This is a genomic window from Brevibacterium rongguiense (assembly GCF_009857845.1).
Lineage (GTDB): Bacteria > Actinomycetota > Actinomycetes > Actinomycetales > Brevibacteriaceae > Brevibacterium > Brevibacterium rongguiense.
The window spans coordinates 11,659-32,716 of sequence record NZ_WWEQ01000013.1 but is presented as its reverse complement, the minus strand read 5'-3'; the positions used below and the strand labels follow the sequence as shown (position 1 = coordinate 32,716).

18 protein-coding genes and 1 pseudogene are annotated in these 21,058 nt (G+C 75.0%); 14 read left to right on the top strand and 5 right to left on the bottom strand.

The genetic code is table 11. The features are described 5' to 3' along the window. Positions 1–18: 18 nt before the first annotated feature. A pseudogene (locus GSY69_RS15350) lies at positions 19–1,185 on the bottom strand (NTP transferase domain-containing protein); the annotation flags it as partial. A 52-nt stretch (positions 1,186–1,237) separates the two neighbouring features. Between GSY69_RS15350 and GSY69_RS04645 the strand changes: the two are divergent. From GSY69_RS04645 to GSY69_RS04635, 3 genes are all read left to right on the top strand, one after another. Further along, a complete protein-coding gene (locus GSY69_RS04645; RefSeq protein WP_160952712.1) occupies positions 1,238–1,807 on the top strand; it encodes a molybdopterin-binding protein in 570 nt (189 codons plus the stop codon). Next, positions 1,807–2,661, top strand: coding sequence for a formate dehydrogenase accessory sulfurtransferase FdhD (gene fdhD / locus GSY69_RS04640; protein ID WP_160952711.1), 855 nt, complete (start codon positions 1,807–1,809; stop codon positions 2,659–2,661). Before GSY69_RS04645 ends, fdhD begins: the two co-directional genes overlap by 1 nt. 167 nt (positions 2,662–2,828) lie before the next feature. Next, positions 2,829–3,830, top strand: coding sequence for an AMP-binding protein (locus GSY69_RS04635; protein ID WP_160952710.1), 1,002 nt, complete (start codon positions 2,829–2,831; stop codon positions 3,828–3,830). A gap of 59 nt (positions 3,831–3,889) precedes the next feature. Here the strand turns inward: GSY69_RS04635 and GSY69_RS04630 are convergent, their stop codons facing one another. Beyond that, positions 3,890–4,687, bottom strand: a complete 798-nt coding sequence (locus tag GSY69_RS04630; RefSeq protein ID WP_160952709.1) for a crotonase/enoyl-CoA hydratase family protein — start codon at positions 4,685–4,687, stop codon at positions 3,890–3,892. Between the two features lie 23 nt (positions 4,688–4,710). On the opposite strand from GSY69_RS04630, the gene GSY69_RS04625 reads away from it, so the two are divergent. Then, positions 4,711–5,544 (top strand): class I SAM-dependent methyltransferase, encoded by an 834-nt coding sequence (locus GSY69_RS04625; RefSeq protein WP_202410812.1) that lies wholly within the window; start codon positions 4,711–4,713, stop codon positions 5,542–5,544. A 141-nt stretch (positions 5,545–5,685) separates the two neighbouring features. On the opposite strand, the gene GSY69_RS04620 is transcribed toward GSY69_RS04625, so the two are convergent. After that, a complete protein-coding gene (locus tag GSY69_RS04620) occupies positions 5,686–7,674 on the bottom strand; it encodes an FAD-binding monooxygenase (RefSeq protein ID WP_160952708.1) in 1,989 nt (662 codons plus the stop codon). Positions 7,675–7,818: 144 nt separating this feature from the next. On the opposite strand from GSY69_RS04620, the gene GSY69_RS04615 reads away from it, so the two are divergent. The 6 genes from GSY69_RS04615 to GSY69_RS14490 are packed head-to-tail and all read left to right on the top strand — an operon-like array spanning position 7,819 to position 14,401. Continuing rightward, a complete protein-coding gene (locus GSY69_RS04615; RefSeq protein WP_160952707.1) occupies positions 7,819–9,456 on the top strand; it encodes a fumarylacetoacetate hydrolase family protein in 1,638 nt (545 codons plus the stop codon). Further along, complete coding sequence (locus tag GSY69_RS04610) at positions 9,453–10,163, top strand: GntR family transcriptional regulator (protein ID WP_160952706.1); 711 nt, start codon at positions 9,453–9,455, stop codon at positions 10,161–10,163. The genes GSY69_RS04615 and GSY69_RS04610 overlap by 4 nt, the downstream gene beginning before the upstream one ends. Next, entirely contained in the window at positions 10,160–11,683 is a 1,524-nt protein-coding gene (gene hpaE, locus GSY69_RS04605) for a 5-carboxymethyl-2-hydroxymuconate semialdehyde dehydrogenase (RefSeq protein WP_160952705.1), read from the top strand. The genes GSY69_RS04610 and hpaE overlap by 4 nt, the downstream gene beginning before the upstream one ends. Before the next feature lie 23 nt (positions 11,684–11,706). Further along, positions 11,707–12,825, top strand: a complete 1,119-nt coding sequence (gene hpaD / locus GSY69_RS04600; protein WP_160952704.1) for a 3,4-dihydroxyphenylacetate 2,3-dioxygenase — start codon at positions 11,707–11,709, stop codon at positions 12,823–12,825. Positions 12,826–12,839: 14 nt separating this feature from the next. Next, the gene (locus GSY69_RS14495; protein ID WP_328698766.1) at positions 12,840–13,634 is read left to right on the top strand and encodes an FAA hydrolase family protein; all 795 of its coding nucleotides are present in this window, start codon (positions 12,840–12,842) and stop codon (positions 13,632–13,634) included. Next, on the top strand, positions 13,619–14,401 hold the full coding sequence (locus tag GSY69_RS14490; RefSeq protein ID WP_328698765.1) for an HpcH/HpaI aldolase family protein: 783 nt from the start codon (positions 13,619–13,621) through the stop codon (positions 14,399–14,401). Before GSY69_RS14495 ends, GSY69_RS14490 begins: the two co-directional genes overlap by 16 nt. Before the next feature lie 9 nt (positions 14,402–14,410). On the opposite strand, the gene GSY69_RS04590 is transcribed toward GSY69_RS14490, so the two are convergent. Further along, complete coding sequence (locus GSY69_RS04590; RefSeq protein ID WP_160952703.1) at positions 14,411–15,163, bottom strand: sulfite exporter TauE/SafE family protein; 753 nt, start codon at positions 15,161–15,163, stop codon at positions 14,411–14,413. Next, the gene (locus tag GSY69_RS14900; RefSeq protein ID WP_268525935.1) at positions 15,160–15,291 is read right to left on the bottom strand and encodes a hypothetical protein; all 132 of its coding nucleotides are present in this window, start codon (positions 15,289–15,291) and stop codon (positions 15,160–15,162) included. The genes GSY69_RS04590 and GSY69_RS14900 overlap by 4 nt, the downstream gene beginning before the upstream one ends. 71 nt (positions 15,292–15,362) lie before the next feature. Between GSY69_RS14900 and GSY69_RS04585 the strand changes: the two genes are divergently transcribed. From GSY69_RS04585 to GSY69_RS04570, 4 genes are all read left to right on the top strand, one after another. Continuing rightward, entirely contained in the window at positions 15,363–15,962 is a 600-nt protein-coding gene (locus tag GSY69_RS04585; protein WP_160952702.1) for a dienelactone hydrolase family protein, read from the top strand. A gap of 211 nt (positions 15,963–16,173) precedes the next feature. Then, complete coding sequence (locus tag GSY69_RS04580; RefSeq protein ID WP_160952701.1) at positions 16,174–17,199, top strand: 3-oxoacyl-ACP synthase III; 1,026 nt, start codon at positions 16,174–16,176, stop codon at positions 17,197–17,199. After that, the gene (locus tag GSY69_RS04575; RefSeq protein ID WP_160952700.1) at positions 17,196–20,000 is read left to right on the top strand and encodes an alpha/beta fold hydrolase; all 2,805 of its coding nucleotides are present in this window, start codon (positions 17,196–17,198) and stop codon (positions 19,998–20,000) included. The genes GSY69_RS04580 and GSY69_RS04575 overlap by 4 nt, the downstream gene beginning before the upstream one ends. Next, positions 19,997–20,962 (top strand): NAD-dependent epimerase/dehydratase family protein, encoded by a 966-nt coding sequence (locus GSY69_RS04570; protein ID WP_160952699.1) that lies wholly within the window; start codon positions 19,997–19,999, stop codon positions 20,960–20,962. Before GSY69_RS04575 ends, GSY69_RS04570 begins: the two co-directional genes overlap by 4 nt. Positions 20,963–21,058: the final 96 nt, after the last annotated feature.

Below are 21,058 nucleotides of genomic sequence, written 5' to 3'. Positions count from 1 at the left end.
GACCCCGGCCGGCACCACGGTCTCCCCCGCGCGCGCCTCACGGCCCATCGGGCGGATGTGGCGGCCGGGCACGAGGTCCGAGGGCGGGGCCCCGGGGGCCAGGGAGAGGAGCCCGGCTGCGGTGCCGACGCCGGTCACCTCGGCATACTCGAAGCGCAGGATCGATTCGGCCCCGGCGGGCACGGGGGCCCCGGTCACGACGGGCAGCGCCTGGCCGGCGGCGAGCGCCTCCGGCGCGGGGTCCCGGTCCGCGGTGGCGCGCAGCAGGTTCCACGGCCCCGGCCCCGCCACCGCGTAGCCGTCCATCGCCGAGGAGGCGTAGTGCGGCACGTCCGCGGGGGCGCGGACGTCGGCGGCGCTCACCCGGCCGATCGCGGCGGCGAGCCCCACCTCCTCGCCGCCGAGCCGACCGGCGGCGGCCGCGGCGTGCGCGATCCGGCCCGCCTCGCGCCACGCGGGGTGGGCCGAAGGCGCGCGCACGCCCAGCAGCTCCGCGTCCTCGACGGTGTCGACGTCCGCCGCGTACTGCTCGGGCAGGTCGACAGCGGCGCTGCGCAGGTCCGCCCAGAGCGCCCGCGCCGGCGCATCGGCCAGCGACCGGCCGCGCACGGCGGACACCAGGGGGCCCACGCGGGCGCAGGCGAGGAGCTGCTGGACGCGCCAGGCCGGTGCGCTCCCCTCGCCGGGGTCCGGGGTGCGCGGGGTGCGGGCGAGCACGGCGTCGGGCCCCTCGGCCTCCTCGAGCGCGCGGGCCAACGGGGCCAGCGCCTCGGCGAGGGCGGGAATGTCCGCCGCGACGACGAAGACGAGGCCCGCCCGGTCCCCCGTGGTGGGCTCCCCCGCCCCCGTGGCACCGGTCGGTGCCCCCGCCCCGGCGGGGTCCACGGGGGGAAACAGCGCCTCCAGGCCCGCGGCCGCCGCGGCGGCGGGGCCGGCGAACGGGGGCTCCTCGCGGGTGAGCAGGACCCCGGCCGGCAGGTGGGCCGCGAGCTCGGGCCCGCCCACCACCGCGATGCGGGAGGCCGACACCCCCGCGGCGCGCACGGCGCTCAGCGCGGAGGCGAGGAGCGTGGTGCCGGCGGCATCGGCGAACAGGGCCTTCGTCCGCCCGCCCAGGCGGCTGCCCCGCCCGCCTGCGAGCACGACCGCGGAGCGAGGCTGCGCGCGGTCCGGCCGTGGGGTCATGGCCGCCAGTCTAGGAGCGCGGCCCGGGTGCGCGGGGACTATCGTGGCCGGCATGGACGACGATGCGCCCTTCGGGGCCGGCCGGCGGGCCGCGGTGATCGTGTGCGTGCGCGGCGGCTTCGACCCGGCCGCGCCCCCGGACCACAACGGGGCGCGGGCCGTCGAGTGGCTGCGCGAGCGCGGCTATGAGACCCCGGATTCCGTGCTCGTGGCCAACGGGCCGGCATTCGGCCCCGCCCTCGACGCGGCACTGGAGCCGGGCGGCGCCCGGTCCGCTTCCCGGGCCAGCGCCTCGGCGGCGCGGGGCGCGGGCCTGCCGGATCCCGCCAGCGTGCCCCGCTTCGTGCTCACCCTGGGCGGGACGGGCCTCAACCCGCGCGACCGGACGCCGCAGCTGACCGCCGAGCGACTGGACTACGAGGTGCCCGGGATCGTCCACGCCATCTGGGCGCGCGGGCTGGAGAACACGGCGACGGCGATCATGAGCCGCGGCACGGCCGGTGTCGCCGGGCGCACGTTCGTCCTCAACCTGCCCTCCTCCCGCGGCGGCGTCAAGGACGGCCTGGCGGTGCTCGGGACGGTCGCCCCCCTCATCCAGGCGCAGATCGAGGATCCCGCCTGATGGTCCGGGCAACGGTGCGCACGCGCGTCCATTCCTTCGCGGCCGCGGGCGAGGTGCGGGCCAGGGCCGATGTGCTCGCGGGCGAGGAGCCCCTGGAGATCCGCCTGGACGGCGAGGAGTTCGCCGTGGCGATGCGCACCCCCGGCGCGGACGTGGACCTGGTCTTCGGACTGCTCCTGGCCGAGGGCGTGATCGTCGCCGCCGCGGACATCCGCGAGATCGACTTCTCCACGGGCCTGGCCCCCGACGGCTCGCGCGACCTCAACGTGGCCCGGGTGCGGCTGGCCCCGGAGGCCGGCCTGCGGGCGGCCGCGCGGACCGGGCGCAACGTCTACACCTCCTCCGCGTGCGGGATCTGCGGGACGAACGCGATCGAGGGCGTGGCGAAGGCCTCCGCCCACCCGGTGCCGGCCGCCCGGCCGCTCCTCGCGCCCGCGCGGATCCTCGAGCTGCCCGAGCTCCTGCGCGCCCAGCAGCCGGCCTTCGAGCGCACGGGGGGCATCCACGGGGCGGGCCTGTTCCGCTGCCCCGATCCCACCGGGGCGCCCGAGCTGCTCGCGGCCGCGGAGGACGTGGGACGGCACAACACCGTGGACAAGGCGCTGGGCCGGGCCCTGCGGGAGGGCCTGCTGCCGCTGGGCGACTGCGTGCTCCAGGTCTCGAGCAGGGCCTCGTACGAGCTCGTGCAGAAGGCCTCGATGGCCGGCGTGCCCGTGCTCTCGGCGGTGAGCGCGCCGTCCTCGGCCGCGGTGGAGCTGGGCCGCCAGCTGGGCCTGACCGTGATCGGCTTCAATCGCGGTCGGACGTTCAACGCCTACACGGGGCTCGAGCGGATCGCGGCCGGTCCCGCTTAGCGCCGGTGCCGCACGGCACGGGTTCCGCGCGGCACCGGTTTCGTGCAGCGGACGGCGCCCACTCGGGCTTTTCCCATTGCCCGCGGAGGATTGCCCCGTACACTGAGTGTGTTCTACCTCACACACTCGCGCGGTTCGTGCGCGCCCGTGCGCCGTCAGGAGCTTCCGTGCCCAGTTCGCCCCTCCCCCAGGTCGCGCCGCCTGCGGGTGCGCCCGCCCCGGCGCCCGCCCGCCCCGGTGGCGCGGAGCCCGTCGGCGAGCGCCCCGGCGCGCAGTTGACCGCCGTGTGGGATGGCGCAGTGCGCGTCCATGGCCAGCGCCTGTTCCTCGTGTTCGGCAACTCCGCCGACGAGGCCAACGAGTGGACCTTCGCCCAGTTCGACATGCTCACAGGCCTCACCGCGCGCCGCATGGCCGAGCGCGGCGTGCGCCCCGGCAGCACTGTGCGCGCCGCCCTCTTCAATTCGCCCGAGCTGCTGCTGTGCTGGCTGGCGGCCGCGCGGCTGAACGCCCGCTTCGAGCTCATCGACCCCAATGCGCTCACGCCCGAGCCCGCCGTCCCGGGTGCGCTCATCGTCGCCGGCCGTGGCCCCGGGCGCCCCGGCGCGGCCGCGTACCCGGGGGCCAATGTGCTCGAGGTCAACGAGGACTTCGCCGGGATGCTCGCCGGTTCGCCGCTGTTCGGCGCCCAGGAGCTCACGTCCGCGCAGGCGGCGCGCCTGACCGGTGCCGCCGGGCCCTCTCCTGCCCCCGCCGCGCCGGGAGCGGCCGTGCCGCCCTCGACGCCGGTGCCGGCCTCCGCGCCGGGGCGGCGCTGGCTGCTGAGCAAGCCGCTGTGGAAGAGCGCGGGACTGGAGGACTGCCTCGTCCCCGCGATCGCCGCCGGGCGCGCCACCGCGCTCGCGGCCCTCTTCGATCCCGCGCGCACGGCTCAGCAGGCCGCCCTGCTCGGCGCCGACCGGGTCCACCTCACCGCGCTCGCCGCGCAGCGCATCATCGCCGAGGCCCCGGTACCCGACCCCGGTGCCGGGGTGGCGCTCGTGTGGGTCCGCGATGCGATCTGCGCGCGCGAGCAGGCCGAGCTGGCACGGATCTTCGCGCTGCCGGTCGACCGCGTGCTCAGCGGGCCGCCGGCCGCCGCGCCGCCGGCGGCTCCCGCCGCGGACTGAGAGCCCCAGGGCTGCCTGCGGGCTGACGGCTCGGGGCCGCCCGCGGACTGACACCGGGGCTACCCGCGGCGCTGGGCCCTGAGCTCGGCCGTGCGGGCCGCCACCGCGGCCTTCTGCTCGGCGCCGCCCATGAGCTCGGCGAGCACCCGCTGCTCGGCGTCGAGGGCGTCGGAGAACGGCACGGTGCCCGCCAGGTCGATGAGCTCCTTGGCCCGCCGCAGCGCGGTGCCGGACTTCCCTGCGAGCTCGCGGGCGAGCGCGTGGGCGCGCTCGACGGGCTCCTCGGCCAGCTCCTCGGCGAGCCCCAGCCGGTACCCCTCCTCGCCGCTGATGACCTCGCCGGTGAGGATGAGGTGCTTGGCACGCGCCGGGCCCACGAGCCGCGGCAGCAGCTGGGTGCCGCACATGTCCGGGACGATGCCCCAGTTGATCTCCATCATCGACAGCTTGGCGCCGGGCGCGACGATGCGCATGTCCGCGCCCAGGGCGATCTGCAGGCCGCCGCCGAACGCCACGCCCGCGATCCCCGCGATGACGGGCGCCTCGACGAGGCTCCACACGTGCACGGCCTGCTGGGCGAGTGCCCGCGCCGCGCCCAGGCGCTCGCGGATCTCGACGACGTGCTCGCCCGAATCGTCGACCATGCGCCCGAACTCGGACATGTCGAGGCCGGAGGAGAACGCGCGCCCCTCGCCCGCGAGCACGACCGCGCGGATCGCCGCGTCATCGCGCACGCGCAGGCCGGCGTCCACGAGGTCGGCGAAGACCTCGCGGGTCAGGGAGTTCAGCGTCTGGGGGCGGGTGAGCCGCACCGTTGCGACGGCATCGTCGACGGTGACGGAGACGTGTTCGCTCATGGCGGCAACGGTAGCCTACGGCTATGGCACAGAGCACACCCGCCGACGGCGACCCGATCGGAGCGCTCCATCCGCACGATGCGGCACGCCGCGCGCGCTCGTTCGGCTCGATCGCGGCGCAGTACGACCGCTTCCGGCCCGGCTACCCCGCAGCGCTCGTGGCGGACCTCCGCGCCGCGATTACGGCGGGCGCGGCAGACCCGGTGGCAGCGCCGACCCTGGCGGACATCGGCGCGGGCACGGGCCTGTTCGCGGCGGACCTGCGCGCCGGCGGCTTCGAGGTGACCGCCGTCGAACCCGACCACGACATGGCGGAGGTGGCCCGCGCCCGCGGCCTGGCAGTGGAGGAGGCGGCATTCGAGGAATGGGATCCGGCCGGCCGCCGCTTCGACGCGGTCGCGTTCGGCCAGTCGTGGCACTGGGTGGACCAGGACACGGGCCCCGAAAGGCTCGCAGACCTCCTGGTGCCCGACGGCGTCGCATGCCTCGCGTGGAACGAGTACAGCCCGGCGGCCGCGCTGAGCGCACGCCTGGCGGCCGTCGAGGCCGACTACGGCATCACCGTCCACCGCCGCCACGCGGAGCTCCTCGCCGAGCGCGACGATTCCCAGCGCGCGACGGCCGCCCGCGCCCTCGCCGACGCGGGATTCCGCACGCGCGTGCGGTGGTACGACTGGGACTGCACGGTCACCCCGGCCGACTGGCTGGAGAGCCTCATGACGTTCTCCGAGTACGCGGTGCTGGCCGACGAGGTGCGCGCCGAGGTGCGCGCGCGCCTGCGGGCCGAGCTCCCGGCCGAGCCCCTCGAACTCGTCGCGGGCACGCTCGCGGTGTTCGGTCGGCGGCCGGCGGCCTGAGGGCCGCGCACCTCGCGGCTTGCGCCGCCGAGCAATGCGGCCTGAAGGCCGCGCACCCGCAGCCAGCATCGCGGGCCCCGGCGCCCACGGCCTGCGCTTCCGGACGCCGGCGCCCGGACTGCCCGAGCCGGGCCGCCCGGCCTACCGCGCGCGGCCGGCGAGCCGCGCGAAGTAGCCGGCCAGCGCCTCGGTGTCGGACAGTGCCAGGACCTGGGCGACGTACTGGTCAGGGCGCACGACGACCACGGCGCCGGCGTCGCGGTCGATGCCGCGGGCCGCGAAGATGTCCTCACCGCCGGGCACGCTGCCGGCCGCATAGGCCCGCTCGTAGTCGATGAGCCCGAACGGCCCCACGCGCGGCAGGAACACGGCGGGCACGCCGGAGATGTCGGTGTCCGTGTGCGGCTGCTGGTAGACGACCTTGACGTCGAACGCCTCAGCGGCGCCCGCGCGCAGCGGCGAGTCCGGCGCCTCGGCCAACCACTGCGCCCAGCGGCTCAGGCGCGAGTCCTCGCCGGGGCCGGGACGGTCGGCGAACGCGTAGATGCGGAAGCGGCCGTCGGCGCGCGCGTGGTGGCCCAGGTGCACAGGATTCGCATCCGCGATCCGCACGACGGGGGCTGAGGCGAAGCGGCGGCCCACGGGGAAGCCCGTGGCGAGCGCCTGGTGCTCGGTGCCGCCGGTGAGCAGGGAGGGCGCGTACTCGGTGAGGAAGCCGGCGGGGAATTCCGCGGTCTTCGTGTAGAAGTCGGCGAGGAATGAGGGGTCCTCGAACTCCTCGGGCCGCTTGGCCATGAGCGAGGACCACTCGCGGTCGAAGTCGATGAGGTTCTGCGCGACGACCTGGCGCTCCGCGGAGTACGTGCGCAGCAGTGCGGGGTCGGCCCGGCCGGTGAGGACGTCGCCGAGCTTCCACGCGATGTTGAAGCCGTCCTGCATGGACACGTTCATGCCCTGGCCCGCCTTCGCGGAGTGCGTGTGGCAGGCGTCGCCGGTGATGAAGACCCGCGGCTCGCGGGGTCCGGCCGAGCCCACGCCGTTCCCGTCCGAGCCCACGCCTTTCCCGGCCGGTGCCTCTGCGTCCAGAGTCTGCCCGGCCGATGTTTCGCCGTCCAGAGCCTCCCCGGCCAGCGCCTCGGCGTCGTCGAAGCGGTCCGTGAGGCGGTGGCCCACCTCGTAGACGCTCCACCACGCGACGTCGCGCACGTCGAGCGCGAAGGGGCTGAGGATGCGGTTGGCCTGCGCGATGATGTCCTCGATGCCGGTGGCCCGCACGGCCGCCGAGCCGCCCAGCGGCACCTCCCCCAGGTCCACGTACATGCGGAAGAGGAACCCACCCTCGCGCGGGATGAGGAGGATGGAGCCTCCGGCCCCGGACTGGATCGCGCACTTCGTGCGGATGTCCGGGAAGTCCGTGACCGCGAGCACGTCCATGACGCCCCAGGCGTGGTTCGCGGCATCGCCGCTCATCGTGCGCCCGATCGCCGCGCGCACCTTCGAGTGCGCCCCGTCGCAGCCCACCACGTACCGGGTGCGGACCGTGCGCTCGGCCCCCGCGTCCGGACCGGAGGTGCGCCGCAGCGCCACCTCGACCGGGTAGTCGCGCCCGTCGTCGGCCACGCTCAGACCGCAGAACTCCCAGCCGTAGTCCGGGCGCAGGCGCGCCGGCGAGTCGGCCATGAACTGCGCGAAGTAGTCCTGCACGCGGGCCTGGTTGACGATGAGGTGGGGGAATTCGCTGACGCCGCGGGGGTCGTCGACCTCGCGGCCGGTGCGCACGATGCGCGCGGGATCGGCGGGGTCGGGGCCCCAGAAGTTCATCTCCGTGATGCGGTAGGCCTCCGCGATGAGGCGCTGGGCGAACCCGAACGCCTGGAACGTCTCGACGCCGCGCGCCTGGATGCCGTCGGCCTGGCCCACCTCCAGGCGATCGGGGCGGCGCTCGATGATGCGCGTGCAGACGGTGGGGAACTGGGCGAGCTGGGCCGCGGCGATCATGCCGGCCGGGCCCGTGCCCACGATGAGGACGTCCATGGTCTCCGGCAGCGCCTCGGGGCGGTCGATCCCCAGGCCCGCCGCGGGCTCGACGCGCGGCTCGCCGGAGACGTAGCCGTGGTGGTGGAACTGCATGGTGACTCCCTCTGCGCGCCGCCCGCCCCGTTGCGTCAGCGTGATCCGCGTCATACTATGACCGAAGATATACGATTTCGGATACGGGGTAAAGGCCGGGCGGCACGGCCGCCGCGCGCCGCCCCAGATGACTCGGGAGGCCACATGCCCACGGATCCAGCGCAGGACGCACCGCCGCCCCCGCCGGCCGGCAAGGTCATCGCGGTGCACCTGAGCTACGCCTCCCGCGCCGCGCAGCGCGGCCGCACCCCCGCCGCGCCCTCGTACTTCCTCAAGCCCACCTCCTCGCTGAGCGCCGGCGGCGCCGTCGAGCGGCCCGCGGGCACGGAGCTGCTCGCCTTCGAGGGCGAGATCGCGCTCGTCATCGGCACCCGCGCACGCCGCGTGAGCACGGACGAGGCCTGGGACCACGTGGGGTGGGCGACCGCGGCCAACGACTGGGGCCTCTACGACCTGCGCGGCGCGGACAAGGGCTCGAATGTGCGCAACAAGGGGCGCGACGGCTACACCCCGGTGGGCCCGCGCCTCATCCCCGCAACTGGGCTCGACCCCGCCGCGCTGCGCGTGCGCACGTGGCTCGACGGGCGCCTCGTGCAGGACGACACCGCCGCCGGCATGCTCTTCGCACTCCCCCGGCTCGTCGCGGACCTCTCCCAGCACCTCACGCTCGAACCCGGCGACTTCATCCTCACGGGCACCCCGGCCGGCGCCTCGGTGGCCCGGCCGGGCGAGGTCGTCGAAGTCGAGGTCGACGCGCCCACCGCCCCCGGCGCCCCGAGCTCCGGCCGGCTGCGCAGCACCGTCGTCCAGGGCGCCGAGGAGTTCGATCCGGCGCTGGGCGCCCTCCCCCAGGCCACCGACGAGGCGCGCGCCGAGGCCTGGGGCTCCCGCGCGGCCGCGGGCCTGGACCCGGAGGAGGCGGCTTCCGAGGCCGCGCCGACCGGCCGGGCACCCGCCCTCTCCCCCGCCGTGCGGGAGCTGCTCGAGCGGGCCCCCGTGGCAGGCCTGTCCCAGCAGCTGCGCAAGCGCGGGCTCAACGCCGTCTCCATCGACGGGGTGCGCCCCCTCGCCCCCGGGTCGAAGCTCGTCGGCACCGCCCGCACGCTGCGCTTCCTGCCCGGCCGCGAGGACCTCTTCGCCTCCCACGGCGGCGGCTACAACGCCCAGAAGCGCGCCTTCGACGCCGTGGACGCGGGCGAGGTCATCGTCATCGAGGCCCGCGGTGAGACGGGCTCCGGCACGCTGGGCGACATCCTCGCGCTGCGCGCCCGCGCCCGGGGCGCGGCCGGCATCGTCACCGACGGCGGGGTGCGCGACTCCGATCAGGTGCGCGCGATCGGCGTGCCCGTCTTCACCGCCGGCCCCCATCCGGCGGTGCTGGGCCGGTGCCACGTGCCGTGGGATGCGGACATCGCGATCGCCTGCGGCGGCGCCGCGGTGCTGCCCGGCGACGTCATCGTCGGCGACGACGACGGCGCCATCGTCATCCCGCCGCGCCTGGCCGAGGAGGTCGCCCGCGCGGCGCTGGCCCAGGAGGAGTCCGACGCCTGGATCGCCGCGCGGGTGGCCGAGGGCCACCCGGTGGACGGCCTGTTCCCCATGGACGCGCAGTGGCGGGCGCGCTACGATGCCGAGCGCGCCTCGGGCGCGGGCAACGACGACGGCGGCAGCGACGGCGACGACGCGAGCATGGGCACACCCGGAGCCGGCGGCACCGGCGGTACTGGTGGGGCCGGGGACGGTGCGCGGGACACCGGGGAGAGCGCGGCTGGTCGCGCATGAGCGCCGTGAGCAAGTCGGAGACGGCCTACCGCTGGATCCGCGAGCAGATCGAGGCCGGGGTGTTCGGCCCCGGCTACCGGCTGGTGCTCGGCCCCATCGCGGACGGCCTGGACATGAGCGTCGTGCCGGTCCGCGAGGCCGTGCGCCGCCTCGAGGCCGAGGGGCGGGTCGAGTTCGAGCGCAACGTGGGCGCCCGCGTGGCGATCATCGACGATGCGGAGTACGCGCACACCATGCAGACCCTCGGCATCGTCGAGGGCGCGGCCACCGCGCTGTCCGCGCCCCTGTTGGGCCGAGGCGCCCTGGAGCGCGCCGCCGCCGTCAACGAGCAGCTGCGCGCCATGCTCGACGAGCTCAACCCGCACGCCTTCACCCTGCTCAACCGGCAGTTCCACGCCGTGCTTTTCGAGCCGTGCCCCAATCCGGAGCTGCTCGACCTCGTCCACCGCTGCTGGGCGCGGATGAGCGGGCTGCGCGATTCGACGTTCACGTTCATCCCGCAGCGCGCCCACGAATCCGTCGCCGAACACGACGAGATCCTCGCGCTCATCGTCGGCGGCGCCCAGCCGCTCGACCTGGAGCTGGCCGCCCGCCGACACCGCCACGCCACCCTCCGCGCCTATCAGGCCCGCGGTGGGAGCGCCGCGGACTCCCGCCCCCACGCCGGCGGCACCGCCGGCCCCGCCCAACCGAGGAGCCACGCATGACCCCCGCACCCGCAGCAGGCGCGCCCGCCGGCCCGCGCCGCCCGGCCGACCTGCCGGACTTCCTCGGCCACGACATCGACGGCGAGCGCGCGGAGGCGGCCGACGGCGCCCGCTTCGACGTGCTCGACCCCGTGACGAACGAGGCCTACGTCCAGGCCGCCGCGGGCTCCGCGGCGGACATCGACCGGGCGGTCTCCGCGGCCTCGCGGGCGTTCGCGGAGGGGCCGTGGCCGCGCATGCTCCCGCGCGAGCGGGCCCGGATCCTCCACCGGATCGCCGACCTCGTCGAATCCCGCGACCGGACGCTGGCGGCGTGGGAGTCCTTCGACTCGGGCCTGCCCATCTCCCAGGCGCTGGGCCAGGCGCGGCGCGCGGCGGAGAACTTCCGGTTCTTCGCGGACCTCATCGTGGCCCAGGTCGACGATGCCTACAAGGTGCCCGGCCGCCAGATCAACTACGTCAACCGCAAGCCCAAGGGGGTGGCCGGCCTCATCACGCCGTGGAACACGCCGTTCATGCTCGAGAGCTGGAAGCTCGCCCCCGCGCTGGCCGCCGGCAACACGGTGGTCCTCAAGCCGGCGGAGTTCACCCCGCTCTCCGCCTCGCTGTGGGCGGGCATCTTCGCGGAGGCGGAGCTGCCCCGGGGAGTGTTCAACCTCGTCAACGGGTTCGGCGAGGCCGCCGGCGATGCGCTGGTCAAGCATCCGGACGTCCCGCTCATCTCATTCACCGGTGAGAGCGCCACCGGCAAGCTCATCTTCGCCAACTGCGCCGAGCACCTCAAGGGCATGTCGATGGAGCTGGGCGGCAAGTCCCCGGCCGTCGTCTTCGACGACGCGGACGTCGACGCGGCGGTCGACGCCACCGTCTTCGGGGTCTTCTCCCTCAACGGCGAGCGCTGCACCGCCGGCAGCCGCATCCTCGTCCAGCGCGGGATCTACGACGAATTCGTGGACAAGTACGCGGCGCAGGCCGCGCGCGTGCGCGTGGGCATGCCCGATGACGAGGCCACGGAGGTGGGCGCGCTCGTCCACCCCGAGCACTTCGCCAAGGTGATGGGCTACATCGAGCTGGGCCGCAGCGAGGGCCGGCTCATGGCCGGCGGCGGCCGGGCCGAGGGCTTCCCCGAGGGGAACTTCGTCGCCCCCACCGTCTTCGCCGACGTCGCCCCCAACGCGCGGATCTTCCAGGAGGAGATCTTCGGCCCCGTCGTCGCGCTCACGCCGTTCGACACGGAGGACGAGGCAGTCGCGCTGGCCAATGACACGAAGTACGGGCTGGCCGCCTACGTGTGGACGAACGACCTCAAGCGCGCGCACAACGTCGCGCAGGCGATCGACTCCGGCATGGTGTGGCTGAACTCGAACAACGTGCGCGATCTGCGCACGCCGTTCGGCGGCGTCAAGGCCTCCGGTCTGGGCCACGAGGGCGGCTATCGCTCGCTGGACTTCTACACCGATCAGCAGTCCGTCCACATCAACCTGGGCGAGGTCCACAACCCCAGCCTCGGCCGCCGCTGACGCCGGCCAGCAAGGAGACGACGATGTCCTCACACCCCATCCCCGCGCCGGCGGACCCGGTGCCCACGCCCGGGGCGCCGCCGCCGGACGTGCTGCGCTGCGCGTACCTCGACCTCCAGGTCACCGACCTCGCGGCCTCCGGCGCGTTCTACGCCGACGTGCTCGGCCTCGTCGTCACGGCCGAGGGCCCTGGTTGGGTGGCGCTGCGCACGTTCGACGAGTTCATCCACCACAACCTCCTCCTGCGCGAGGGCCCGGTCGCCGCCACCGCCGCGTTCGCATTCCGCGTGCGCTCCCCGGAAGACGTGGACCGCGCCGAGGCGTTCTACCGGGAGCTCGACTGCCCCGTCGAGCGCCGCCGCGAGGGCTTCGCCCCGGGGGTGGGCGATGCGGTGCGCGTGCAGGACCCGCTGGGCTTCCCCTACGAGTTCTTCCACGCCGTCGAGCACGTCGAGCGCTTGGCGTGGGCCTATGACCGGCACGGCCCGGGTGCGCTCGTGCGCCTCGACCACTTCAACCAGGTCACGCCGGACGTGCCGCGCGCTGTCGCGTTCATGGAGGACCTGGGCTTCCGGGTGACCGAGGACATCCAGGACACCGCGGGCACCGTGTACGCAGCGTGGCTGCGCCGCAAGCCCACGGTCCACGACACCGCCCTGACCGGTGGTGCCGGGCCGGCCCTGCACCACGTGGCGTTCGCCACCCACGAGAAGCACAACATCCTGGCCATCTGCGACCGGCTGGGCGCGCTGCGCCAGTCCGACCGGATCGAGCGGGGACCGGGCCGCCACGGCGTGTCCAACGCCTTCTACCTCTACCTGCGCGACCCCGATGGCCACCGCGTGGAGATCTACACGCAGGACTACTACACGGGCGACCCGGACAACCCCGTCGTCACGTGGGACGTCCACGACAACCAGCGCCGGGACTTCTGGGGCAACCCGGTCGTGCCCAGCTGGTACACGCAGGCCACCCCCGTCCTCGACCTCGGCGGCCGGCCGGTGGCGCTCACACAGCGCCGCGACGACAGCGAACTCGAGGTTACGATCGGCGCGGACGGGTTCTCCTACACGCGCCCCGACGAGGACGCCCCGATGCCATCCTGGAAGCAGGGCGAGTACAAGCTGGGCCACCAGCTGTGAACGAGGAGACGCACGTGGAGACGACACTGACGGCCAGCCAGCTGCACGCGATCGCGGACGCGATCGCCGACGCCGAGGCGCGCGGCACCGTGGGCAAGCGCCCCACCCGGGCGCACCCCCGGATGACCGTGGCCGATGCGTACGCGGTGCAGGGCGAATGGCGCGCCCGGCAGGCCGCGGCGGGCCGCCGGCCGGCAGGGCGCAAGATCGGCCTGACGTCGAAGGCCATGCAGCAGGCCGTCGGAATCGACGAGCCGGACTACGGCACGGTCTTCGGCGACCAGATCTGGGAGTCCGGCACCGTCGTCGACCACGCGCGGTTCTCCAACCCGCGCATCGAGGTGGAGCTCGCCTTCGTGCTCCGCTCCCCGGTCGAGGGGCCCGACGCCACGGCCGTCGACGTGCTGCGCGCCGCCGAGTACGTCGTGCCCGCCCTGGAGATCCTCTCGAGCCGCGTGGAGATGGACGGGCGCTCGATCGTCGACACGATCAGCGACAACGCGGCACTCGGTGCGGTGGTCACCGGGGGGCGCGCCGTGGACCCGGCGGACATCGACCTGCGCTGGGCCGCCGCCATGCTCTTCCGCAACGAGGGCATCGAGGAGACCGGTGTGGCCGGCGGCGTGCTGGGCGATCCGGCCCGCGGCGTCGCCTGGCTGGCCAACCGCCTGGCGGTGCACGGCGAGCGCCTGGAGGCCGGGGAGTTCGTGCTGGCGGGCTCGTTCACGCGACCGGTGGCGGCGGTGCCCGGCGACACGTTCTTCGCCGACTACGGGCCGCTGGGGGTCGTGACGTGCCGCTTCTCCTGAGCTCCACGCTGCGCGCCCGGCTGGCCGCGCTGCCGGACGGCGGGACGCTGTTCGGGGCCTGGGTGTGCTCGGGCTCGCCGGCGCTCGCGGAGATCACGGCGGGCTCCGGGCTGGGCTGGATGCTCATCGACATGGAGCACTCCCCGGCCTCGCTGCAGGATGTGCAGGCCCAGCTGTGGGCGGCCTCGGCCTGCGACATCGCGGCGGCCGTGCGGCTGCCGAGCGATAACCCGGTCGTCATCAAGCAGGTCCTGGACCTGGGTGCGCAGAACATCGTCGTGCCCATGGTCTCCAGCGTCGAGCAGGCGCGGTCGATCGCCGCGGCCGCGCAGTATCCCCCGGCGGGGATGCGCGGGGTGGGTGCCGCGTTCGCCCGCTCCGCCCGCTGGAACCGGGTGCCGGACTACCTGACGACCGCAGCTGAGCACGTGAGCGTGATCGTCCAGCTCGAGAGCAGGGCCGGGTTGGAGGCGGCCGGGCAGATCGCGGGAGTCGAGGGCATCGACGGCGTCTTCATGGGCCCCGCCGACCTGGCGGCGGACCTGGGGCTCATCGGCCAGCAGGGCGCACCCGAGGTCGTGGCAGCGGTGGAGTCGGCCATCGCGGCAGCGGTGGGGGCCGGTGCGTTTGCCGGGGTCAACGCGTTCGACCCGCAGGCAGCGCGCCGCTATGCGCGCGCCGGCGCCTCGTTCGTGCTCGTGGGGGCCGACGTCACCCTGGTGGCGCAGGGGACCGCGCGCCTGGCCGCGGAGTTCTCCGGAGCCTAGCCCGAGCGCTCAGGCGACCAGCATGAGCGCACCGCGCACGATCGCCACGGCGCCGCCCAGGCCGGCGAGTGCGATCGCCAGGCGGCGCGCCTGCGGGGCCGGCACCCGGCGGGCGAGCCGGCCGCCCAGCCAGATGCCGAGCAGCACGGTGATCACGATGATGGGCAGCAGCCACCACGGCGGCAGCTGGTCGATCGTCGTGGCGCCCACGCTGAGCTTCGCGGCCACGGAGAGGATGCCCATCGTCATGAACGTGGGCTGGAGGGTCGCGGCGAAGGACCGCTGCTCCCAGCGGGCGAAGCGGGCGTAGATGACCATGGCCGGGGCGGCCACGCCGGCGCTCGTGTTGAGGAAGCCGCCCACGATTCCGGCCGCGGCCGTGAGCGCCGAGGACGTCAGCCGCGGCAGGCGCGGCATCCCGAACGTCAGGGCGAGAGCGAACAGCACCACCGCCCCGACGACGATGTTGAGCCACGCGCTGGAGAGGTCGCGGACCAGGAGCGCCGCCGGAAATGCCCCGAGGGCTGCGCAGACCGCCAGGATCCAGAAGCGCTTCCAGTCCACCTCGCGGATGACCGCGAGCATGATGAGGAACCCGGAGATCACGGTCGTCGAGTTCGCCACGAAGACACCCACGTGCGGACCCATGGCCAGAGCGAGCGTGGGCGCGACGACGAGGCCCACCCCGGTGCCGGAGAGCCGCTGGAGCGTCGAGCCGACGAAGACCGCGGCAACCGCGATGAGGATGACGGCAGCGGTCATGGCGCCGCCCCGCAGGCGCCGGCGCCCGCGACGGTGCGCTCCTCGTTTGCGGTGGTGCGCCCATCGGCCACGGCGGCGCGCCGGCTGGCCGCAGCGGCGGCCGGGGCGAGCGCGGAGAGCGGGGGCATGATTTCAGCGTACTCCGCACCCCGCCGTCCGCTGCCTTGCCCAAGACCGCCGCGCAGGCGATGATGGCCCCATGTCCAACGTCGTACTCTTCCACTCCGCGCTCGGCCTCAACGACGGCATGCGCGCCATGGCCCAGGTCCTCGAGGACGAGGGCCACCGGGTCTTCATCCCTGACTACTACGAGGGCCGCACCTTCGACAGCGCGGAGGAGGGCACCGCCCACCGCGATGAGGTGACGTTCCCGGTCCTTGCCCAGCGCGCCTCGGCGGCCCTGGACGAGCTGCCCGCCGAGGTCCGCGATGCCCGCCTGGTCTTCGGCGGGTTCTCGCTGGGCGCCGCGATCGCCCAGTCCATGGGCAAGCGCGATCCGCGCGCGGCTGGCGCCCTGCTCTTCCACGCCGGGGGCGTCCCCAAGCTCACGAGCTGGCAGGAGAGCGCGCCGCTGCAGATCCACCACAGCGTCGACGATCCGTGGATCGACGGGGGCGCCCCGGAGCTGCTCGTCGAGTCCGCCGCCCGCGCCGGAGCGAATGCCGCCCACTTCGTCTACCCCGGCGCCGGCCACCTGTTCGCCGACCCCACGAACCCGGAGTACGACCCGGTGCAGGCCGGCGTCCTGTGGCAGCGCGTGCTGGCCTTCCTCGGCTCCGAGGCGACGGACAAGGCCTGAGCCGGCCAGGGCGCTCGCCGCTCGCCGGCGGCGACGTCAGCAGCCCGCCGGCGCCGCGCCTCGGGCCCGGCCAGCACCCCTGAACTCCCGCTGTGAGCCGCGGCGGCGCGCGGCGGTACGATTGTCTGCGGATTTCAAACCGTGCAGACGCGCCGCGATCCCCCTGGCACCGCACCGCGCACGGCCGTGCAGACAATCGAATGGACGCTCATTGAACGGCAACACGACTTTCCGGCACGACGATGTGGCCCTGCTCGGCATCGCAGAGGTCACCGCACCCAATGAGGTCACCTCCGAGTCCTTCGACGCGCAGCTGCACAGCACGCTCGAGCGCCTGCGCCTGCCCAACGCGCTCCTCCAGCGCGTGGCCGGCGTCGAAGCCCGCCGCAACTGGGACCACCCGCATGACTTCGTCGCCGGAGCGGCGCGGGCCGGACGCCGCGCGCTCACCGCCGCCGGCATCGAGCCGGAGCAGATCGGCCTCATGATCAACGCGTCCGTCACCCGCGAGAACCTCGAGCCCTCCGTGGCCGTCGCGGTGCACAACGGGATCGGGCTGAGCCCGGCCGCCATGAACTTCGACATCGCCAACGCGTGCCTGGGCTTCGTCAACGCCATGACCGTGGCGGCCACGATGATCGACTCCGGCCAGATCGAGTACGCGCTCATCGTCGCCGCCGAGGACGCCTCGCGGGTCCAGCAGGCCACGCTCGCCCGCCTGTCCCGCGAGGGCATCACGCGCGATGAGTACCTCAACGAGTTCGCCTCGCTGACGCTGGGCTCCGGGGCCGCGGGCGCCGTGCTGGGCCCGGCCTCCAAGCACCCGGAGGGCCACCGCATCAGGGGCGGCGTGACCCGCGCGGCCACGTGGAACCACGAGCTGTGCGTGGGCGACCACGACGGCATGTTCACCGACGCCGACGGGCTGCTGAAGAACGGCATGAAGCTCGTGACCGAGGCGTGGACGGAGGCGCACGAGGACGGCTGGGACTGGCAGAGCATGGACCGCTACGTCATGCACCAGGTCTCCAACATCCACACGAACTCCATCACGAAGGCCGCCGGCCTCAACCCCGACCGCATCCCCACGACCTACCCCTACCTGGGCAACGTCGGCCCGGCCTCACTGCCCATCACGCTGGCCCGCGAGGTCGAGACGCTCGCGCCCGGCGAGCGCGTCCTGTGCATGGGCGTGGGCTCGGGGCTCAACACAGCGATGACGGAGATCGTCTGGTGACGGCCTCGCCCGCCCGCCCTGCGACCCTTCCCCCGGAGCTGCCCGAGTGGGATCCGCAGTGGTCCAGGCTGGTGGGCGCGGCGTGCGCGGACGGCGTGCGCACCTTCCACGTGCTCGACACCCTGCCCGCGCTGCGCGCGCAGGGCATCGAGCCCACCGGCACGATCCTCGCCCTTCACGGCAACCCCACCTGGTCCTATCTGTGGCGCCGACTGGCCGCCGCGACCGTGGCCGCGGCGCCCGCCGCCGCGGCGGCCGGGGAGCGCGTGTGGCGCGTCATCGCCCCCGATCAGCTGGAGATGGGCTTCTCCGAGCGCCTCGCCCACCCGGCGCTGCCCGCGCCCCGCACCGGCGACTGGCGGCGCATCGCCGACCGGGTGGCCGACTTCGATGCCGTCGTCACGCAGCTCCTCGCCGAGGTGCCCGGTTCGGACGCCGTCTCCGGGGCCGCCGAGGCGCCCGCGGTCAGCGCCCACCCCGTCGTCACGCTCGGCCACGACTGGGGCGGGGTGCTCTCGCTGACGTGGGCCGCCCGCAACCGGGCGCGCGTGGCGGGTGCCCTGACGCTCAACACCGCCGTCCACCAGCCCGAGGGCGAGCCGATCCCGGCCGCGCTGCGCGCGGCCCTGGCGGGACCCCTGCTGCCGGCCTCCACCGTCCTCACCGATGCCTTCATCCGCGTGACCCTGGAGCTGGCCGACCGGCTCGACCCGGCCCTCGCCCGCGCCTACCGGCTGCCCTACTGCGCCCGCGCGCTGCGCGGCGGTGTGGGCGCCTTCGTCGCGGACATTCCCGTCAACGAGCGCCACCCCTCCTACCGGGAGCTCCAGCGGCTGGGCGAGGAAATCGCCGGACTCGACGTCCCGGCGCTCATCCTCTGGGGGCCCAAGGACCCGGTCTTCCAGGAGCGCTACCTGCGCGACCTGCGCGCGCGGCTGCCCCAGGCCGACGTCCACCGCTTCGAGACGACGTCCCACCTGCTGGCCGAGGACGTCGACTACGCGGCCACGATCCTGCGCTGGCTGCGCCACCGCTTCCCCGCCGGTCGATCCCACGCCCCTGCTCGCGCGGACGGGGCGCAGAACGCATCGTCGGACGGCGCCCCCGCGCCGGGCGACGGCGCGCGCCTCATCTTCGACGCCCTCGACGCCCGCGCCCAGGATGGCTCGCCGGCCAGCGTCGACATGTCGCGCACGCCCGCGCAGACGGTCAGCTGGGCCCACCTGTCCTTCGTCGTCGACCGGATCGCGCGCGGCCTGCAGCTGGCCGGCCTGCGCCGCGGGGACCGGGTGAGCCTGCTCGTGACGCCGGGCAATGACCTCACCGCCGCCGCGTACGGCGTGCTCAAGGCCGGCGGTGTCGCCGTCGTCGCCGATGCCGGCCTGGGCCCGGCGGGCATGACGCGGGCCATCCGCGCGGCGGATCCGCAGTGGATCATCGGCGAGGTGCCCGGGCTGACTCTGGCCCGCGCGGCGGGCTGGCCGGGCCGGCGCGTCTCCGTGCGCCCGCTCGGGGCGCTCCCCGGCAGGGCGCTGCGCGTCGAGACGAGCCTCACCGCCCTCGTGCGCGACACCCCGGACGGGCCGATCGCCACGCCGGGCCTCGACGACGACGCGGCCATCCTCTTCACCTCGGGCTCGACGGGCCCGGCGAAGGGCGTGCGCTATACCCACCGCAGCCTGGGCGCGCTCGCGGGCCTGCTCGCCGGCCACTTCGGCGTGCGGCCCGGCACCGGTCTGGTCGCCGGCTTCCCGCCGTTCGCCCTGCTGGGGCCGGGAATCGGCGCGACGTCGGTGACCCCGGACATGTCCGTGACGAAACCGCGCACGCTCACCGCCGCCGCCCTGGCCGATGCTGTGGCCGCCGGGGACTGCACGATGGTCTTCGCCTCGCCCGCGGCCTTCGCCAACGTCGTCGCCACGGCCGCAGACCTCACCGCCGGCCAGCGCGCCGCGTGCGGGCGCGTCGAACTCGTGCTCTCCGCCGGGGCCCCCGTCCCCCTGAGCCTCATGGACGCGGTGGCCCAGGTCTTCCCGGCCGCCCAGCTGCACTCCCCCTACGGCATGACGGAGGGGCTGCTGCTCACCGACATCGACCGGCCCGGCGTCGCCCAGGCGGCCGAGTCCGGCGAGCACGGCGTGTGCGTGGGCACCCCCATTCCCGGCGTGGAGCTGACCATCGCACCGCTGACCATGGACGGCACCGCCGCCGCCTCGCTGCTGTCCGGCGCCGATGCCGCCGGCGTGCTGGGCGAGGTCGTCGTGGCCGCACCCCACGTCAAGGACGGCTACGACCGGCTGTGGGATACGCAGGCGCAGTCGGCCCGCGATGGCAGCGCTGCCGAGGATTCGGACGCCGGTGCCGGTGCGGGCCCCGGCGCCCAGCGGCACCGGACCAATGACATCGGCCACCTCGACGCCGCGGGCAGGCTGTGGCTCGAGGGGCGCCTGCAGCACGTCATCACGGCCCCGGGCGGGCCGATCGGCCCCGCGGGCCTCGAGGCGATCGTCGACGAGCTGCCCGGCGTGCTGCGCTCGGCGGCCGTGGGCGTGGGGCCGGTGGGCACGCAGGCGATCGTGTGCGTCCTCGAGCCGAACCCGGCCCAGGGCCTGCACCCGGGCCTAGCCCCCCTCGAGCTCGCCGATGCGGTGCGCGCCGCGGCCCTCGCAGCCCTGGGCCTCGACGTGGCGGCGGTGCTCGTCGCCCGCGAGTTCCCCACCGACATCCGGCACAACTCGAAGATCGACCGCTCGCGCCTGGCCCGCTGGGCCGCCGAGGCGCTGGCCGGGGGCGCGCTGTGAGGGTCCTGGTGACGGGCGCCTCGGGCCTGCTGGGCTCCTCGACGGCGCGGGCGCTCCTGACCGCCGGGCACGAGGTGACGACGCTCCAGCGCCGCCCCTCGGGGGCGGACGGCGCGCGCGACGTGCTGGGCTCGGTCACCGACCGCGAGGCGGTTGAGCAGGCGGTGCGCGGTCAGGACGCGCTCATCCACCTGGCCGCGAAGGTCTCGATGGCCGGCAGCGCTGCGGACTTCGACCGGGTGAACGTCGAGGGCACGCGCACGGTCCTCGCTGCCGCGCGCACAGCGGGGGTGGGCCGGATGGTCCACATCTCCTCGCCGTCCGTGGCGCATGCGGGGTCCTCGATCATCGGCGAGCCCGCGGGGCCGGCCGATCCCGCCCGGGCGCGCGGGGACTACGCGCGCACGAAGGCCGCCGGCGAGCTCCTCGCCCTGGCCGCCGACGGCCCGGACTTCCCCGTCCTCGTGCTGCGCCCGCACCTTATGTGGGGCCCCGGTGACGCGCAGCTGACCGAGCGGATCATCGACCGTGCCCGCGCCGGGCGCCTGCCGATCCTCGGCTCGGGCCTCATGCTCGTGGACACGCTCTACGCCGCCAACGCTGTCGATGCGATCGTGGCGGCGCTGCGCGCAGTCGAGCGCACCCACGGCGAGTCCCTCGTCGTGACGAACGGCCAGCCGCGGCCCATCGGCGAGCTCCTCACCCGCATCGCCCTGGCAGGCGGCGCACCGGCGCCCCGCCTGCGGCTGCCGGCCCGCCTGGCGCAGGAGGCAGGCGGGGCCGTGGAGCGGGTGTGGAACCTGCGCGAGCACGACGACGAACCGCCGCTCACCCGCTTCCTCGCCGAGCAGCTGTCCACCGCGCACTGGTTCGACCAGCGCCGCACCCGCGAGGTGCTCGGCTGGGCCCCGGCCGTGAGCATCGAGCAGGGAATGGCCGTGCTCGCCGAGCACTACGGCTAGCTGCGCCCCGCGGCCACGGGCAGCGGCAGCTAGCCGCGGCGGGCGCCTCCCGCGCCGCCCGGCCCGCGGACCTCCGCGCGGCGCTGCAGTGCCTGC

Excerpts from the sequence above, each read along its gene's own strand:
- GSY69_RS04645 (WP_160952712.1), top strand. The coding sequence starts at position 1,238 with ATGGACGACGATGCGCCCTTCGGGGCCGGCCGGCGGGCCGCGGTGATC.
- fdhD (WP_160952711.1), top strand. The coding sequence starts at position 1,807 with ATGGTCCGGGCAACGGTGCGCACGCGCGTCCATTCCTTCGCGGCCGCG.
- GSY69_RS04630 (WP_160952709.1), bottom strand. The coding sequence starts at position 4,687 with ATGAGCGAACACGTCTCCGTCACCGTCGACGATGCCGTCGCAACGGTG.
- GSY69_RS04625 (WP_202410812.1), top strand. The coding sequence starts at position 4,711 with ATGGCACAGAGCACACCCGCCGACGGCGACCCGATCGGAGCGCTCCAT.
- GSY69_RS04620 (WP_160952708.1), bottom strand. The coding sequence starts at position 7,674 with ATGCAGTTCCACCACCACGGCTACGTCTCCGGCGAGCCGCGCGTCGAG.
- GSY69_RS04615 (WP_160952707.1), top strand. The coding sequence starts at position 7,819 with ATGCCCACGGATCCAGCGCAGGACGCACCGCCGCCCCCGCCGGCCGGC.
- GSY69_RS04610 (WP_160952706.1), top strand. The coding sequence starts at position 9,453 with ATGAGCGCCGTGAGCAAGTCGGAGACGGCCTACCGCTGGATCCGCGAG.
- hpaE (WP_160952705.1), top strand. The coding sequence starts at position 10,160 with ATGACCCCCGCACCCGCAGCAGGCGCGCCCGCCGGCCCGCGCCGCCCG.
- hpaD (WP_160952704.1), top strand. The coding sequence starts at position 11,707 with ATGTCCTCACACCCCATCCCCGCGCCGGCGGACCCGGTGCCCACGCCC.
- GSY69_RS04590 (WP_160952703.1), bottom strand. The coding sequence starts at position 15,163 with ATGACCGCTGCCGTCATCCTCATCGCGGTTGCCGCGGTCTTCGTCGGC.
- GSY69_RS14900 (WP_268525935.1), bottom strand. The coding sequence starts at position 15,291 with ATGCCCCCGCTCTCCGCGCTCGCCCCGGCCGCCGCTGCGGCCAGCCGG.
- GSY69_RS04585 (WP_160952702.1), top strand. The coding sequence starts at position 15,363 with ATGTCCAACGTCGTACTCTTCCACTCCGCGCTCGGCCTCAACGACGGC.